Source organism: Neptunomonas qingdaonensis (genome assembly GCF_900113275.1).
Classification (GTDB): Bacteria; Pseudomonadota; Gammaproteobacteria; order Pseudomonadales; family Balneatricaceae; genus Neptunomonas; species Neptunomonas qingdaonensis.
Map to the genome: position 1 here is coordinate 123,974 of NZ_FOOU01000006.1, position 14,085 is coordinate 138,058.

Consider the following 14,085-nt stretch of genomic DNA (forward strand, 5'->3'; position numbering starts at 1 on the left):
ATATACAGCCGAAACAAGCGAGTATTTTACTTTATTCCAATAGCAAATAACATCATTCCCCAGTAGCCTTACTTTTCGTTTTTTACGGGACATCGTGTAATGGAAACACTGAGAACGTCTGATAATGTTGATATTCATTACATTTCTCTGGGTTCAGGCGCTACAACGCTGGTTTTCCTGCATGGCTGGACTGCCAGCGTGCGTGAGTGGCTACCTTTTGCATCTGAACTAGCTGAAAACCATCAGGTTATCTGTTGGGATGCGCGCGGGCATGGAGATCACCAGCATGCAGACACTACCAAAATGACATTGCCACGCATGGCAGATGATTTGGAAGAACTGCTCAGTAAACTAGATGTGAAGAAGGCCGTACTTATTGGACACTCAATGGGCGCTCTTACCGCGTGGGAATATATTCGTCGCCACGGACAAACGCGCTTATCCGGTTTATGTATTGTTGATCAATCACCCAAGCTAATAACCGACGACCAATGGAAAAATGGTGTCTACGGCAACCTGGATACATTTAAGAATAAGCATCTAATACAAAGATTTACAACAGACTTCGCAGAAGGTGTCTTAGAGCTGATAGCCTTCGGCAATAACCGCCGCTCACGAGAAAATTACGATAACAACTCGCGCGGCTTCCAGCAGATGCGCGAGCATTTACGTAAACTGCCAGGCCATCTGTTAACACAATGCTGGATTAGCATTACACAAAAAGATTATCGGGAGGTGTTAGCGCACATCAGCTGTCCGGTGTTGCTTATTTATGGCGATGAAAGTCAGTTTTACAGCAAGGACCTGCAAAGGTGGGTAGCAGATACCATTCTGGATTCTGAACTGCATGTCTACCCGGATTCTGATCACTCACCGCATCTTTGGCATAAAGAACGATTTATTTATGATCTGAATCGCTTCATTGAGGCTTTGTGACAGCGCCCCTCTCCTCTATAATAACGACCAAATTTTCATGGTCTGCTTCTTATGCTTAGCAATGTTCGAATTGTACTGATCAACACGTTCCATCCGGGTAACATTGGCGCGGCTGCTCGTGCTATGAAAAACATGGGGCTCTCGCAGCTGTGGCTGGTTGATCCTCGTGAATATCCCAGTGAAGAAGCTGAATCCCGTGCTGCCGGTGCAAAAGATGTTTTAGATAACGCCACGGTCGTAGGCACATTAAAAGAAGCCATCGCCGACTGCCAATTAGTGATTGGTACCAGTGCTCGCAACCGCACCTTTGATCTGCCGATTCTTGATGCCAGACGTTGCGCTGAGAAAATCATTTGCGAAGCGCCACAAGGCGAAATCGCCTTGGTGTTTGGTCGTGAAACTATGGGCTTATTGAACGAAGAACTGCAGTTGTGTAACTTCCATGTGTACATTCCGGCAAACCCTGAATACCCGGTATTAAATGTCGCTCAGGCTATCCAGCTGATGTGTTACGAAATCTGGATGGCCGCACAGAGCCCTGTTAAACAGAGAGCAGAATCTGAGTACCCTCGCCAAAAGGAGATGGAACTCTTTTATACTCATCTTGAAACAGTGATCAGAGCAACCAGCTTTATTATTCCTCAGCATGAAGGACGCGCCATGACAAAATTAAAGCGCTACTTTAACCGGACTCGCCCCGAAAAAGCTGAGCTTGGTATGTTACGCGGAATCCTGACATCTGTTCAGGAAACTATTGAAAATTTATCAACAACCCATAAAAAGGATTAGATTGATGCACACAGACCTGACAAGCCTTCAAGAAGATGCACGCCGCCTGCAAGCAGGTATAGAAGCCGTCGCCGCAGAAATGAGCGCTTATGAAAACAATCTGGGCGGTATCCAGGCTTGCGCGCTGAAAATTCAGAAATGCGCCAAAGTGCTCGGCAATAACCGTATTGCTGCAGTGGCCGCCAAAGATAAGCGTAAAATCATGGCTGAACTTGAAGATGCCGCTATTGAACTGGTTGAGTTACTAAAAAGATGATTCCAACCTTCCCTTTAGGCGAGATGTCCGCAGAAACTTTTCTGCGGGATTATTGGCAGAAAAAACCTCTGCTGATCCGTAACGCTTTTCCTGATTTTGAGCCACCAGTCAGTGCCGACGAACTTGCAGGCCTGGCTTGTGAAGAAGACGTTGAATCACGTCTGGTTATTCAGGATGCCGAAGGGGAGCAATGGGCTCTGGAAAATGGCCCATTTGAAGATATGCGCTTCAGCAGCCTTCCTGAGTCTCATTGGACACTACTGGTTCAAGCGGTTGACCACTGGGTACCTGAAGCTAACGCCCTACTGGAGCAGTTTCGTTTCATTCCCAGCTGGCGAATTGATGACCTTATGGTCAGCTACGCTACTAAAGGCGGTGGCGTAGGGCCTCATTATGATAATTACGACGTATTTCTGATTCAGGCCAGTGGCCAACGTCGCTGGGAGATTGGCGGCATATTCGGCGAGGACTCACCACGGCGTGATGATACGCCGGTGATGATTTTGCCAGAATGGCAGGCGGAAGAGACTTTCCTTCTAAACCCGGGCGATATGCTTTACATCCCGCCACGTGTCGGTCACAACGGTACAGCCGAATCTGATGACTGCATGACGTATTCCGTCGGGTTTCGCGCGCCATCCCATGCTGACATTTTAAGACAATTTACAGACTTTGTTGGCGAACAATTAAAAAGCGAAACCCGCTACAGCGACCCAGACCTGACACTCCAACAGAGTCCCGGCCTGATTCGCCAGACAGATATTGAGAAAGTCCGGTCGATCATGACTGATTATCTTAATGAGCCTGATCTGCTGGAAAACTGGTTTGGCCAGTTTATGACCGAGCATAAATATCCTGATCAAGCTGCATCGACGGATGAAGACGAGCAATACTCTGTCGAAGAGCTAACAGACTATCTTCAGGACGGCGGACAACTCTATCGATCTGAAGGCAGCCGTTTCGCCTACCGCGAAAAGACAGACGGCTCAGTGGTACTTTTCGTCAATGGTGAAGCCTGTGAGATATCTGCTGAATCGACTGATTTTGTTCGGGCCTTATGCGACTTACCCGCCATTAGTGCCGACTGTATATCAACGAGAGAAGCGCAGGAAGTACTGACAGAACTCTACAACATGGAAGCACTTTACGGAGAAGAGTGATCGCTTCTCCATCGCCATTTAATCCCTTATTATAAACCTTCTTTTATATTCCGATTTCATCAACAAGGACTCACTTCACGTGAACGTAACCGCGAACCCAACAATCCAGCTAACGCCAACCGCATCTATCCCTTCTGATCTGAAAATATCCGGTGGATGTGGTTATGAAATATTGCACGATCAGGTAGTGATTAATATCAGCCATATTTATAATTTTCGTGATACTAATAGTATAAGTGGTACGTTAGCGCTCGAATTATGGGCACTTGAGCAACCCTATAACGGCAACGGCTTCCAGGGTCATGCGCTGTCAGCTACTAGCATAGGCGAGCTAACAGACCTGCATTTTATTCAGAATCAGCGCTATAACCTGCCCTTCAATGCACCCAACAGCGGTACTTGGTACTTTACACTGATGCTCCGTGAATGGGACGGTCATCAATATGTGACGCGCGACTATGTTAATTTCAACCTGCCTTATATCGTCAATGAAAAGCCTCAGGTAAGTCGCAATGAAACAGACAACGTCATTACGGTTGATTTCAGCAGCAACAAAACTGCCTCAGATATACATAGCCTGGATAAAAAAGACACAACAGCTCAGCCTATTAGCGAACCTCAGCAGGCCGTTAAGAAAGAAGCGAGTGATAAAGTAGTTACTGACAAAGCAGCTGCTAAGAAAACAGCTACTAAGAAAGGAGCAACTCAGAAAGCTCCGGGCAAGAAATCACCGATTAAGAAGTCAGACAACAAAAACACTGTTTCCGATGCTAAAGTTTCTATCAATAATGCGACGGCCAGCCAACTTGAAGTGATTAAAGGAATGTCCAAAAAACTGGCGCAGAATATCGTGGCAGACAGGCCTTTCAAAACCCTCGATGAGACTCTTCAGGTGAAAGGAATGGGCCCTAAACTATTACAAAAAATGCGTAGTTTTCTGTCGCTTTAGTGGTAGAAGTTCAGCTAGTTCAACAAACGGTGGGGTTATTCGAGAAATTCAATCGCCCTACCTATCACCTCTCACCTATCATCTATCATCTATCATCTATTTATGAAACTGGCGCTGATTGAGCAATGTCAATGATAAGGCGCCGCATCCATTGATGCGCTCTATTGTGCTGAAGCAATGGACTCCATGCCATTTTGAATTCGAAACCAGGAATATCAAAAGGCGGCGGTTGAATTACCACTCGCGGATTATTTTTCTGAGCTAAAGCAGCACGCGTCGGAATAGTGACGACAAGGCCTTTCTGCTCGGCCAGCAAAGCAGCTGATTGATAATGACGAGTAAACACAGAGATACGGCGCTTATGACCAATACGCAGGAGTGCTTCATCTACCCACCCCAGCCGATTCGTATCTTTAGGTGTGATCCCCATCCCTGCTCCCATACCTGTTTTACTTACCCAGACATGGTTCGCATCAAGATAGCTCTCAAGTGTAAAGTCTTGTGCTACCGGGTTTTGAACACTAAATAAACAAGAAAAAGAGTCACGCCATAGCGTTACCTGATGAAACGATTGCGGCATACTATCGAAACGGTTAATGACCAGGTCTACCTGCCCCTGCTCCACTTCCAGAAAACTCATATCACTGGGGTTGAGTATATCCAAGACAACACCGGGTGCTTCTTGCGCCAATCTTTCAAGCACATAAGGCATCAGAGTAGATTCACCATAATCACTTGTCATGATACGAAAGACACGGTCGGTAGATGCTGTATCAAACTCTGTTGTAGGTTCTATTACCTGCTCAATACTGGCAAGAATCTGCCTGACCGACGATTGCATCTGCATCGCCCGCTCTGTGGGCATCATTCCATCACTGGTTCTGACCAGTATCGGATCATTAAATGCTTCTCGTAAACGCTTAAGGCTATTACTCATCGCTGGCTGAGTAATGCCCAGCAAGCTAGCTGAGCGAGTAACGTTACGCTCACGCAGCAATACATCAAGATAAATCAATAAATTAAGGTCTATGTGATCCAGGTTCATAGCGACTACCCAATAATTTTTTTATAATATCAGAGCTTAAATTCGTAACATTCATAACATGAATGGCAGACATAACTGACATTGATTTCAATTATACCAAAACTTTCCATAGAATGATCTCAAAGTTAACCAAGGCAGTTTTGACTCCCTTCAATAATCAGGCAGGACTAACCATGTCAAATTACACAAAAGATATCGATGCAGTTGCTACGCTTTGTGAAGCGAACGGCTCTTCTTGGAACACTATCAACCCTGAATATGTTGCTCGCATGCGTGCTCAGAATAAATTCAAAACGGGTTTAGACATCGCTAAATACACTGCTGACTTAATGCGCGCTGACATGGCGGCATTCGACGCTGACAAAACCAAGTACACTCAGTCTCTGGGTTGCTGGCACGGTTTCATTGGCCAGCAGAAGATGATTTCTATTAAGAAGCACTTCAACGGCCAAACTGATCGCCGTTACTTGTACCTGTCTGGCTGGATGGTTGCTGCTCTGCGTTCTGACTTCGGCCCTCTGCCTGACCAGTCTATGCACGAGAAAACGACTGTTGCCAGCCTGGTAGAAGAGTTGTACACCTTCTTGCGTCAGGCGGATGCACGTGAACTGGGCGGCCTGTTCCGTGAACTAGATGCTGCTCGTGAAGCTGGCGATACTGCTGCTGAAGCTGCTGTACAAGATAAAATTGACAACCACGTGACTCACGTTGTGCCAATTATTGCTGATATCGATGCTGGTTTCGGTAACGCTGAAGCAACTTACATCATGGCTAAGCAAATGATCGAAGCCGGTGCATGTTGCCTGCAGATCGAAAACCAGGTTGCAGATGAAAAGCAATGTGGTCACCAGGACGGCAAGGTAACCGTACCTCATGCAGACTTCCACTCTAAACTACGCGCTCTGCGTTATGCTTTCCTGGAACTGGGTGTCGACAACGGCGTTATCGTTGCACGTACTGACTCTGAAGGTGCTGGCCTGACTAAAGAAATCGCAGTGGTTAAAGAGCCAGGTGATCAAGGCGACCAATACAACTCATTCCTGGACGTTGAAGAAATTGACGTAGCTGATATGGCTGAAGGCGATGTATGCTTCAACCGTAATGGCAAGCTGGTTCGTCCTAAACGTCTTCCTTCTGGTTTATATCAGTTCCGTCAAGGTACAGGTGAACAACGTTGCGTATTTGATAGCATCGAAGCCATTAAAGCGGGTGCTGACCTGCTGTGGATCGAAACAGCAACGCCAAACGTTCAAGACATCGCTAACATGATGAATGAAGTACGTAAAGAGATTCCTGATGCGAAGCTGGTTTACAACAACAGCCCATCGTTCAACTGGACTCTGAACTTCCGTCAGCAGGCATATGACATCATGGTCGAAGAAGGCAAAGATGTTTCTGCTTACGACCGTGCTAACCTAATGTCTGTTGAATATGATGAGTCTGAATTGTCTGCTCTGGCTGACGATAAGATCCGCACTTTCCAGGCCGATTCTGCTCGTGAAGCGAACATTTTCCACCACTTGATCACACTGCCGACTTACCACACTGCTGCCCTGTCTACTGACAACCTGGCTAAAGAGTACTTCGGTGAAGCTGGTATGCTTGGCTACGTAAAAGGCGTACAGCGTCAGGAAATCCGTCAGGGTATCGCATGTGTTAAGCACCAGAACATGTCTGGTTCAGATATGGGCGACGACCACAAAGAATACTTTGCTGGTGAGAATGCTCTGAAAGCTGGTGGCGCAAAAAATACATCTAACCAGTTCAACTAAGCTGAATTAGGTTAATAAAGCACCCTGATTAACCAGGGTGCTATCCATCTTTGGACATAAAGGCGACCCCTGTTTGATAAGGTGTCGCCTTTTTAATGAGTAAGATCCTTTCGTAAAGATAATCAGAAACTCCCCCTACGAAAGAATCGAATGGCTTTTTACGTTAGAATTCTAACCTGCTTTCTACTGCAAACTGATTAAGTGATTTCTAATATGACTAATACACCTGCTTTTCTTAAAGATGCTAAAGATTTGTTAACCGAACAAGGGTTTACTACGAGTGATACCTGGTATCATGGTACTTCATCGGCGCTGGTCGAATCGATCAAAAAGCAAGGCTTGAAACGCTCCGGTGATAAAATGCTGAAGGAAGCCGCCAAAAAAACCATGGCAACTATCGGGAATAACTATACTGAATCGATTGAGCCGGTTTTTTTGACGCAAAGTAAAGAATTAGCTTATTACTGGGCGGAGCAAACGGTGAGAGACCGCAGTGTCCGGGTTGAGGGTGATGAGCAGCCCGTCGTATTGACAGTAAAACTCCCAAAAGAATTGAATACCCAGGTAAAACCGGATGTAGGTGCTGCTAGCTTACTGCTAGTAAAAGAAGGTGAAAATTTTATGGCTTATCTGGCGGGTGTTTATCAGGCAAATGGTTTCAACGCCCCTGACATAGATTTGATGAAAGCCGACCGTATGGAGTACTTAACTAAACTGGGCATGGCTTATTTAAATGCGGACGTAGGTGTTTCTTGCCTGGATATAATTTCTGACTAATTGTATTTATAGAATGATGATTTCATAGTTAAATCCAGCTAGATCATTCAACTACAATATTTTTTAAGGTTACAGAGGACGTTGCGGCGTCCTTTTTTATTTGAGCTCACTGATAATTAAATCTTCACGAGTGCAGCGGCCTTCTAATTTCTGCATATCAGCCAGCTCTACTGCAATATCAACCGGCACACTCATCACTCTGCGAGCTATGGTTTTATCGTTAACCGGTATTTGCAGAATTATCTTCTGCCCAGCCACACGCAAAAACATGCTTGTTTGATTCGCCACGCTAATATATGACTGCTTCTCAAGTGCCATCTGCTCATCATATACGGATACGCGACCACGATAACAGTTAAGATCAGATACCCCGGCAGCCGCCGGCTCTTGATTCTGTGTAGGGTCGGCACCCGCCAATATAGACTGCTGTATCTGCAAGGCAGCAGAACGTTCTGCACTATCATTTGTCAGAAATGCCAAATCAAACCCCTCATTATCCTGATTTAACACCCAAGAAATAGCGACAGCGGTTAATGACAATATAGAAATACCCTTCATGGTATCGTTCATAACTAACGTCCAAGCTTTTTATAATCTTAAGTATGTTTTAAATAGCCACAGTAAACAATCAAACAACTGTTTTAGGGCATATGCAAATTATAAAGGAAATCCCTTAATAAATAGTTAAACATCAAGTATTCTTTAAGAAAAAACAGTGGCGATTCACAGAGGACTTAAAATGCCCATTCAAACACCCCAACTGCAGGATGCAAACTTACAACTCGATAATCGTATTGCTCTTCTGACATTGAATCGTGACGATGTACGTAACGCCTTAACCGGTACACATTTGATTGATGACATACTTAAAGCTATTCAATGGGTTAATCAAAACGATGGCGTTTCTGTGCTCGTCATTACCGGGGCTGGCAGCGCATTTTCAGCGGGCGGTAATATAAAAGAGATGCTTAAGCGTGATGGCGAATATAGCAACGGCGCTTTTAGCGGCGATGTCTACGAAGTACAAAATAAATACCGCAACGGAATCCAAAAAATCCCGTTAGCTGTTTATAACTGTGAAGTTCCCGTTATCGCTGCAGTGAATGGCCCGGCCATTGGGGCGGGCTTTGACCTGACCTGCATGTGCGACATGCGCATTGGGTCGAGCAACGCATTATTAGGCGAAACTTTTGTCAATCTAGGCATTATTCCGGGTGATGGTGGTGCCTGGTTCCTGCAACGACTCATCGGCTATCAAAAAGCGGCTGATATGACTTTTACAGGACGCCTGGTTAAAGCAGACGAGGCTAAATCAATGGGCTTATTGTTAGACGTCGTCAGTCCTGATGAGCTCATGCCTGCCGCCATGAAGCTGGCTAAGCAAATTGCTGCGAAGCCGCCACAAGCCACTCGCCTGACTAAGCGCCTGATGAAAGCGGCGCAACGCCAGGAACTGGCAGATTTTCTGGATCTATGTGCTGTTTTTCAAGGCATGTGCCACAACACCGATGATCATCTGGAAGCCGTTAGCGCTTTTGTCGAGAAACGACCGGGAAAATACCAAGGCAAATAACATCACATAAAAAACCGGCGCAAGATGCTCCGGTTTTTTTAACTCTATTTCTAACGTCTGGCTTTTAGTTTCTAACTTTTAACGACGAATTTCTTACGTGCTATAAAAACCAAACCTAACGCGGTTAACAGCAAAGTACCAGGCTCAGGTACATCACCAGTGGGGGGTGTTGACCGCGTACTACCCGTAATACCGCCTATTTTTATAGCATCCCAGCTATTATCACCTATAGATTGCCCTCCTGACCCAACAGCTGACATATAAGCCCCAATGATCCAATAACTGGAGTACACTGAATTCAGATTACTGTTAACTGATTCATTACCTGTTCCTGGATTTGAATGATGGCTTATAACACTCCAGCCGTTTGCAGGTAAGCCCGCCAAACTCACTCCACCAATACTCTCAGCTGACGGAGAGGTTGGAGTTGCCTGATACGCCATGACAGTCACATCAGAATCATTGCTATACCATCCAATATCAAACGCCTCTAACGAAAACTCATTAGCGCCAAAATCAAACATAACCATTTCATAATTGCCACCATTGTCTATTGCATGACTATCGCTACCTGAATTTCCGTAACCGCTTCCATCAGCACCATAACCATCCTGATCAATAACTAACCCAAACTGATTGTGCGCCAACAGGCCAGTAACATTATTAATTGGACTTGATCCTGATACCGGTGCAGACCAGGCAGACAATCTAGTGACTGTTGCTGAATCACTGGCTGTAAATTGATAGGTACCCGCTGTAGACGATGATACGCGGTAATCACCATTAGATGATGTTTTAAAATTCCAACTAACAGACGCATTGGCAGCCAGGCTGGTTACCGCCAGTAAAGCGCATAATCCAATCTTTGAGTTAATATTTTTCATAAGGCCACCCATGCATTTAATCTTCATATTCTTGATAAAATGAATACTAGTAGTAACAATCAATTAAAACAATGATGATTTTACATAAAAAAATTAATTACTTTAAAATCAGGTATTTATTAATTTCAAACACACGTTTATACGAAAGATTAAAACAAAATATTTAATTTTTATCTTTCAATAAGCTAGCTTTTAAAGCAACAGCCTTATCTCTTTCTTCAAAGATCTCAGCCGCTCTTAACGCTCGCTCAAGATAGATTATTGCTTCTTTCTTCCTACCAATCGCTTTAAGCGCAACGGCCAAATGATAAAGAATTTCAGGGGAATTTGAGTCACGGGAATTCGCTTCTCTGAGATATTTCAAACCGCCTTCTGCATTACCCGATTCTACTAATAACCACCCCAAAGTATCTGCAATCTGGGGAATATGAGCGGCCTTAGCGTACGCACCTTTTGCATAATTTAAAGCCTCAGGACGCTTCAGTTTATACAAGACATGAGCCATATTATTAAGTAACAACGGATCTTCAGGAAAGCGGTTTAACAGCTGCACTAATAGAATAGCCGCTTGCTTATAGTCCTGAGTGATAATCAAATACTCAGAATAGGCCAACTTAATTTTTAAATCATCAGGATGAACCGCCAACCAATCTTCTAAAACACGGCCGGATTCAGCTGGTTTGTTCTGTGCTTGTAGCGCCTTATAACGACTGCTAATCAAGCCACTAGCAGGCCTGATCGAAAGCCCAAGCAGGTATTGCTCATCTGCCTGTTTATAAAGTTGGCGTGCCATATAAACATCACCTAGCAATTGAAAACCTACGGGGTTACCGGGATAGTCTTTTTGTAACTTCCTCGATGATTTTTCTGCACCTTCAAGCATCCCGAGCTTGATACTCAACTCAACCTCTAAGACTTCGGCGGGAAAATAATCAGGCTCAGCCTGTAACACCTTTGATAAGGAATAGCGAGCATCCGCAATTTCATTAATACGCAGCTGTAAGTTAGCGATTTTGTAGAGTGATTCGGCATCAAAGCCTGCCATTTTCACCATTTGTTTGAAGGTAACCTGGGCCGCTTTAGGCTGATTTTTTAATGTCTGTATTTGCCCCAATACAGAAAGAACTGCTAAATTATCTGCGTGATTCTGCACGCCGGTTCTAGCCACACTTTCTGCAAGATCAAGCTTCTCCAGTTTCACATAAAGGTCGGTCAGGTAAAGCACCACTTCCAGTGAGCGGCTATCTAATGCGAACGCTTTTTCAGCCCATCTCAATGCTTCATCCTGTTTTTCAGATGCCAACTCGAGCCGAGACATCTCCAACATCACACTGGTGTTTTCGGGATACTGAACAAGCAACAACTCCATTTGAGTGCGCGCCTGCGATAGCTTTTGTTCCGCTATATCGATTTTTACAATATTTATCTGTGCTGCCGAGAAGCTCGGGGCTTGTTTCAAAATAAGATTAAATTGCTCGCGAGCGACTTCCATTTTTCCTTGTGAGAAAAGTGCAATGCCGAATAGATTGCGATAAGTAACATTGTCTGGATCAAGGCCGACTAACTGATGTGCTGTACCCTCAGCCTTTTCAAAGGCCTTTTGCTTTAAATATGAAACGGTTAAAAGGAAGCCAGTTTGCTGTGTTGGCTCCTGAGCATGAATTTTTTCTAAAGCCTGCATTCCTCGCTCAACATCCCCGGACCTAAGCAAACTTTTGGCAAGTTGCGTTTTTGTAAAAAGACTCCCCCCGGAACTCACCGCTTCCTCAAGTAAACGAGTGGCTCTAGCGTGTCTTCCTGTCTGGCTATACGCCGCCGCCAGCATGGTCAGAAGATCTGCATCAGACTGAAGGAGCGAGCGAGCGGTATTCAATATCTTTATAGCATTCTCTGGATCGCCCTGCTTAAGCAGAACATCCGCCAGCAACTTATGGGCACCAACATCGGACGGTACTTTGTTCAGATACAATTGAAGATAATTACGTGCAGATTCCAGCTGATTTAAAGCATAATGAGCCAATGCCGCTGACATCAGCAATTGAGGATCGGAAGCGACTTTGTCTTTAGATAGCACAGCAATCACCTCTGTGCATCTAACATACTCTAAACGTGCGCCCTCTTCATCACCCGCCTTTGATAACAGCAACCCCCGAAAATAAGCGGCACGCGGCTCATACGGATATTCTTTTTTTAAAAAAGCCAGATCATCAGCGGCTTCATCCAAACGTGCAAGATCAATTAAAGCCCCTACTTTTGCAACCCTGGCGTCCACATGGCTGGGCTGGATCGTTAAGGCTTTTTGATAACTCTGTATCGCAGACGCCAAATCACCCTGCGCATGCATGACTGAAGCATGACTATTCCAGGAACGCGCATCCTCAGGCCAATCGGTGATCACCACTTGAGCGTTGTCTAGTGCCTCATCCAACGCACCCTCTCTAATTAGCAAGATAACATTCGCCAGACGCGGCAATAAAGCACGCGCATCCTTGTTCAAGGCCAAATCTATAGAAAAGCGCGCATCTGGTAGCTGATCTAAAAGTGTGTAGGCTTCAGCCCGATAACCTAAAAGATCTACTTGAACAGGCTGTGACAAGCCGTCTACCTGTAAATCTGAAATGATTCTTTGATAATTACCCAACTGCAGATAGGACTTGGCAAGGTTCAATACAACCAAGGAGGAGTCTGCGCCATAAATCAACGCCTGCCTCAATGCATATTCAGCAGCTTTAGGATCGCCTTGCTGCAGATATATTTCGCCGGAAAGGAGTAACGACGGTAAATGTTGCGGGTTTGCTTGCAAGGCATTTTTTAGTTGGATGATGGCCTCCGGTAGCTCATCCTGATAATACAATTTATTAGCATCTTCAAAATACATACCCACATCCTGGCGATTATCGGCCACTGCTAACGGCGTCAGGCAACTGAATGTGAGTATTAAAACACCCGCTCTAGAAAAAATACTCATTCACCACATCCTTATCAATACACCAACAAATCACAGTGACGCAAAAATGCGCCACCTATCCATACAATGTAGACACGGAATGCAAAGTACACAAATTCAAGCCCTGACTTAACCGGAAATACCTGCTTTTATCTCAATTTTTCAGAATGAGTCGTGTCTGGTTTTTTATATAAAAAAATACAGCGCTATAGCCATGCTTTCCAAAGACCGATAATGCTGATAATGATGAGTGCAGCACCGAGTACCCGAAAGAAAAGAGGTGTCTCCGTTTCCACTATTTTTTTATGAAAACGCAATCCAATGAAGTGTCCCAGTGTTGAGCATGGAAGCAGCCAAAGATGATGAATTAATTGAAAATCAACGCCCGCCCATAAAAAAGCAACGCATTTAATCAACACCAAAATAAACCAAAGAACAAACAAGGTATCTCTGAGCTGGTGCTTGGCTACATGTGATGCATACACGGCAACAATAAGTGGTGCGCCTATCAGCGAAGTACCACTGATATAACCACCCAGCATCAGAAAACTGGTATCCAGCACTTTGCTATTGCTTCTAAAGGGCTTATTCAGCACATAGCCAATCGCGTACACCATGACGATACTGAAGATAATACTGCTCATCAGCTCGGTAGGGAGCGTCAGCAAGCCGAAAACACCGATTAGTTTCGGTATGATCATCACGCCTAAGGAGTGCTTTAAATATTTCCAATCGATACTTGATTGACGACCCGCTTCTACTTTATCTCTTCGTGATTGCCGATGGTTTGTTAAAGCGATCAAGCCTGAAAAAAACAATAAATGAACCGCAATAATCGGTAAAAAGACCAGCGGTTGATTATGAACCAGCAGAAGGAACGGGAGTGTCAGTACTGCACCGCCAAAGCCCAGTCCGGAGCGCACGAAACCGCTCCAGATAAACAACAAACCAATTAGAAGATACTGCCATAATTCAAGTTCGTTCATATAAATTCTGA

General features: G+C 44.8%; 13 protein-coding genes. 8 read left to right on the top strand and 5 right to left on the bottom strand.

The genetic code is table 11. The features are described 5' to 3' along the window. Nucleotides 1-99: 99 nt before the first annotated feature. From BM099_RS10565 to BM099_RS10585, 5 genes are all read left to right on the top strand, one after another. Nucleotides 100-936 (top strand): alpha/beta fold hydrolase, encoded by an 837-nt coding sequence (locus tag BM099_RS10565; RefSeq protein ID WP_090727772.1) that lies wholly within the window; start codon nt 100-102, stop codon nt 934-936. Between the two features lie 51 nt (nt 937-987). Further along, complete coding sequence (trmJ, locus tag BM099_RS10570; protein WP_090727776.1) at nt 988-1,725, top strand: tRNA (cytosine(32)/uridine(32)-2'-O)-methyltransferase TrmJ; 738 nt, start codon at nt 988-990, stop codon at nt 1,723-1,725. Nucleotides 1,726-1,729: 4 nt separating this feature from the next. Continuing rightward, entirely contained in the window at nt 1,730-1,981 is a 252-nt protein-coding gene (locus tag BM099_RS10575; protein ID WP_090727779.1) for a hypothetical protein, read from the top strand. After that, the gene (locus BM099_RS10580) at nt 1,978-3,141 is read left to right on the top strand and encodes a ribosomal protein uL16 3-hydroxylase (protein ID WP_090727782.1); all 1,164 of its coding nucleotides are present in this window, start codon (nt 1,978-1,980) and stop codon (nt 3,139-3,141) included. Before BM099_RS10575 ends, BM099_RS10580 begins: the two co-directional genes overlap by 4 nt. Before the next feature lie 79 nt (nt 3,142-3,220). Continuing rightward, a complete protein-coding gene (locus tag BM099_RS10585; protein ID WP_090727785.1) occupies nt 3,221-4,090 on the top strand; it encodes a ComEA family DNA-binding protein in 870 nt (289 codons plus the stop codon). Between the two features lie 100 nt (nt 4,091-4,190). Here BM099_RS10585 and BM099_RS10590 read toward each other — a convergent pair whose 3' ends face one another. Continuing rightward, nucleotides 4,191-5,135: a LysR family transcriptional regulator gene (locus tag BM099_RS10590; RefSeq protein WP_090727788.1), complete on the bottom strand. Its 945-nt coding sequence runs from the start codon at nt 5,133-5,135 to the stop codon at nt 4,191-4,193. Between the two features lie 173 nt (nt 5,136-5,308). Here BM099_RS10590 and BM099_RS10595 point away from each other — a divergent pair, with 173 nt between their 5' ends. Together BM099_RS10595 and BM099_RS10600 are read left to right on the top strand one after the other, a co-directional pair. Further along, nucleotides 5,309-6,907: an isocitrate lyase gene (locus BM099_RS10595; RefSeq protein ID WP_090727791.1), complete on the top strand. Its 1,599-nt coding sequence runs from the start codon at nt 5,309-5,311 to the stop codon at nt 6,905-6,907. Between the two features lie 213 nt (nt 6,908-7,120). After that, the gene (locus BM099_RS10600; protein WP_090727794.1) at nt 7,121-7,684 is read left to right on the top strand and encodes a hypothetical protein; all 564 of its coding nucleotides are present in this window, start codon (nt 7,121-7,123) and stop codon (nt 7,682-7,684) included. 96 nt (nt 7,685-7,780) lie between these two features. Here BM099_RS10600 and BM099_RS10605 read toward each other — a convergent pair whose 3' ends face one another. Continuing rightward, nucleotides 7,781-8,254 carry a hypothetical protein gene (locus BM099_RS10605; RefSeq protein WP_090727797.1) on the bottom strand — a complete coding sequence of 158 codons (474 nt, stop codon included), beginning with the start codon at nt 8,252-8,254 and terminating at the stop codon, nt 7,781-7,783. A 169-nt stretch (nt 8,255-8,423) separates the two neighbouring features. Between BM099_RS10605 and BM099_RS10610 the strand changes: the two genes are divergently transcribed. Next, nucleotides 8,424-9,257 carry an enoyl-CoA hydratase-related protein gene (locus BM099_RS10610; protein WP_090727800.1) on the top strand — a complete coding sequence of 278 codons (834 nt, stop codon included), beginning with the start codon at nt 8,424-8,426 and terminating at the stop codon, nt 9,255-9,257. A gap of 71 nt (nt 9,258-9,328) precedes the next feature. Here BM099_RS10610 and xdp1 read toward each other — a convergent pair whose 3' ends face one another. The 3 genes from xdp1 to BM099_RS10625 all read right to left on the bottom strand — a co-directional run bounded on the left by xdp1 (nt 9,329) and on the right by BM099_RS10625 (nt 14,074). After that, a complete protein-coding gene (xdp1, locus tag BM099_RS10615; RefSeq protein ID WP_177201148.1) occupies nt 9,329-10,141 on the bottom strand; it encodes an exosortase-dependent surface protein XDP1 in 813 nt (270 codons plus the stop codon). A 163-nt stretch (nt 10,142-10,304) separates the two neighbouring features. Beyond that, nucleotides 10,305-13,109 carry an XrtA/PEP-CTERM system TPR-repeat protein PrsT gene (gene prsT / locus BM099_RS10620; protein ID WP_090727805.1) on the bottom strand — a complete coding sequence of 935 codons (2,805 nt, stop codon included), beginning with the start codon at nt 13,107-13,109 and terminating at the stop codon, nt 10,305-10,307. A 185-nt stretch (nt 13,110-13,294) separates the two neighbouring features. Then, nucleotides 13,295-14,074, bottom strand: a complete 780-nt coding sequence (locus tag BM099_RS10625; RefSeq protein WP_090727808.1) for a sulfite exporter TauE/SafE family protein — start codon at nt 14,072-14,074, stop codon at nt 13,295-13,297. Between the last annotated feature and the right edge of the window lie 11 nt (nt 14,075-14,085).

What these genes read in the sequence shown, in the direction of transcription:
- BM099_RS10565 (WP_090727772.1), top strand. Translation starts at nt 100, where the DNA reads ATGGAAACACTGAGAACGTCTGATAATGTTGATATTCATTACATTTCT.
- trmJ (WP_090727776.1), top strand. Translation starts at nt 988, where the DNA reads ATGCTTAGCAATGTTCGAATTGTACTGATCAACACGTTCCATCCGGGT.
- BM099_RS10575 (WP_090727779.1), top strand. Translation starts at nt 1,730, where the DNA reads ATGCACACAGACCTGACAAGCCTTCAAGAAGATGCACGCCGCCTGCAA.
- BM099_RS10580 (WP_090727782.1), top strand. Translation starts at nt 1,978, where the DNA reads ATGATTCCAACCTTCCCTTTAGGCGAGATGTCCGCAGAAACTTTTCTG.
- BM099_RS10590 (WP_090727788.1), bottom strand. Translation starts at nt 5,135, where the DNA reads ATGAACCTGGATCACATAGACCTTAATTTATTGATTTATCTTGATGTA.
- BM099_RS10595 (WP_090727791.1), top strand. Translation starts at nt 5,309, where the DNA reads ATGTCAAATTACACAAAAGATATCGATGCAGTTGCTACGCTTTGTGAA.
- BM099_RS10600 (WP_090727794.1), top strand. Translation starts at nt 7,121, where the DNA reads ATGACTAATACACCTGCTTTTCTTAAAGATGCTAAAGATTTGTTAACC.
- BM099_RS10605 (WP_090727797.1), bottom strand. Translation starts at nt 8,254, where the DNA reads ATGAACGATACCATGAAGGGTATTTCTATATTGTCATTAACCGCTGTC.
- BM099_RS10610 (WP_090727800.1), top strand. Translation starts at nt 8,424, where the DNA reads ATGCCCATTCAAACACCCCAACTGCAGGATGCAAACTTACAACTCGAT.
- xdp1 (WP_177201148.1), bottom strand. Translation starts at nt 10,141, where the DNA reads ATGAAAAATATTAACTCAAAGATTGGATTATGCGCTTTACTGGCGGTA.
- prsT (WP_090727805.1), bottom strand. Translation starts at nt 13,109, where the DNA reads ATGAGTATTTTTTCTAGAGCGGGTGTTTTAATACTCACATTCAGTTGC.
- BM099_RS10625 (WP_090727808.1), bottom strand. Translation starts at nt 14,074, where the DNA reads ATGAACGAACTTGAATTATGGCAGTATCTTCTAATTGGTTTGTTGTTT.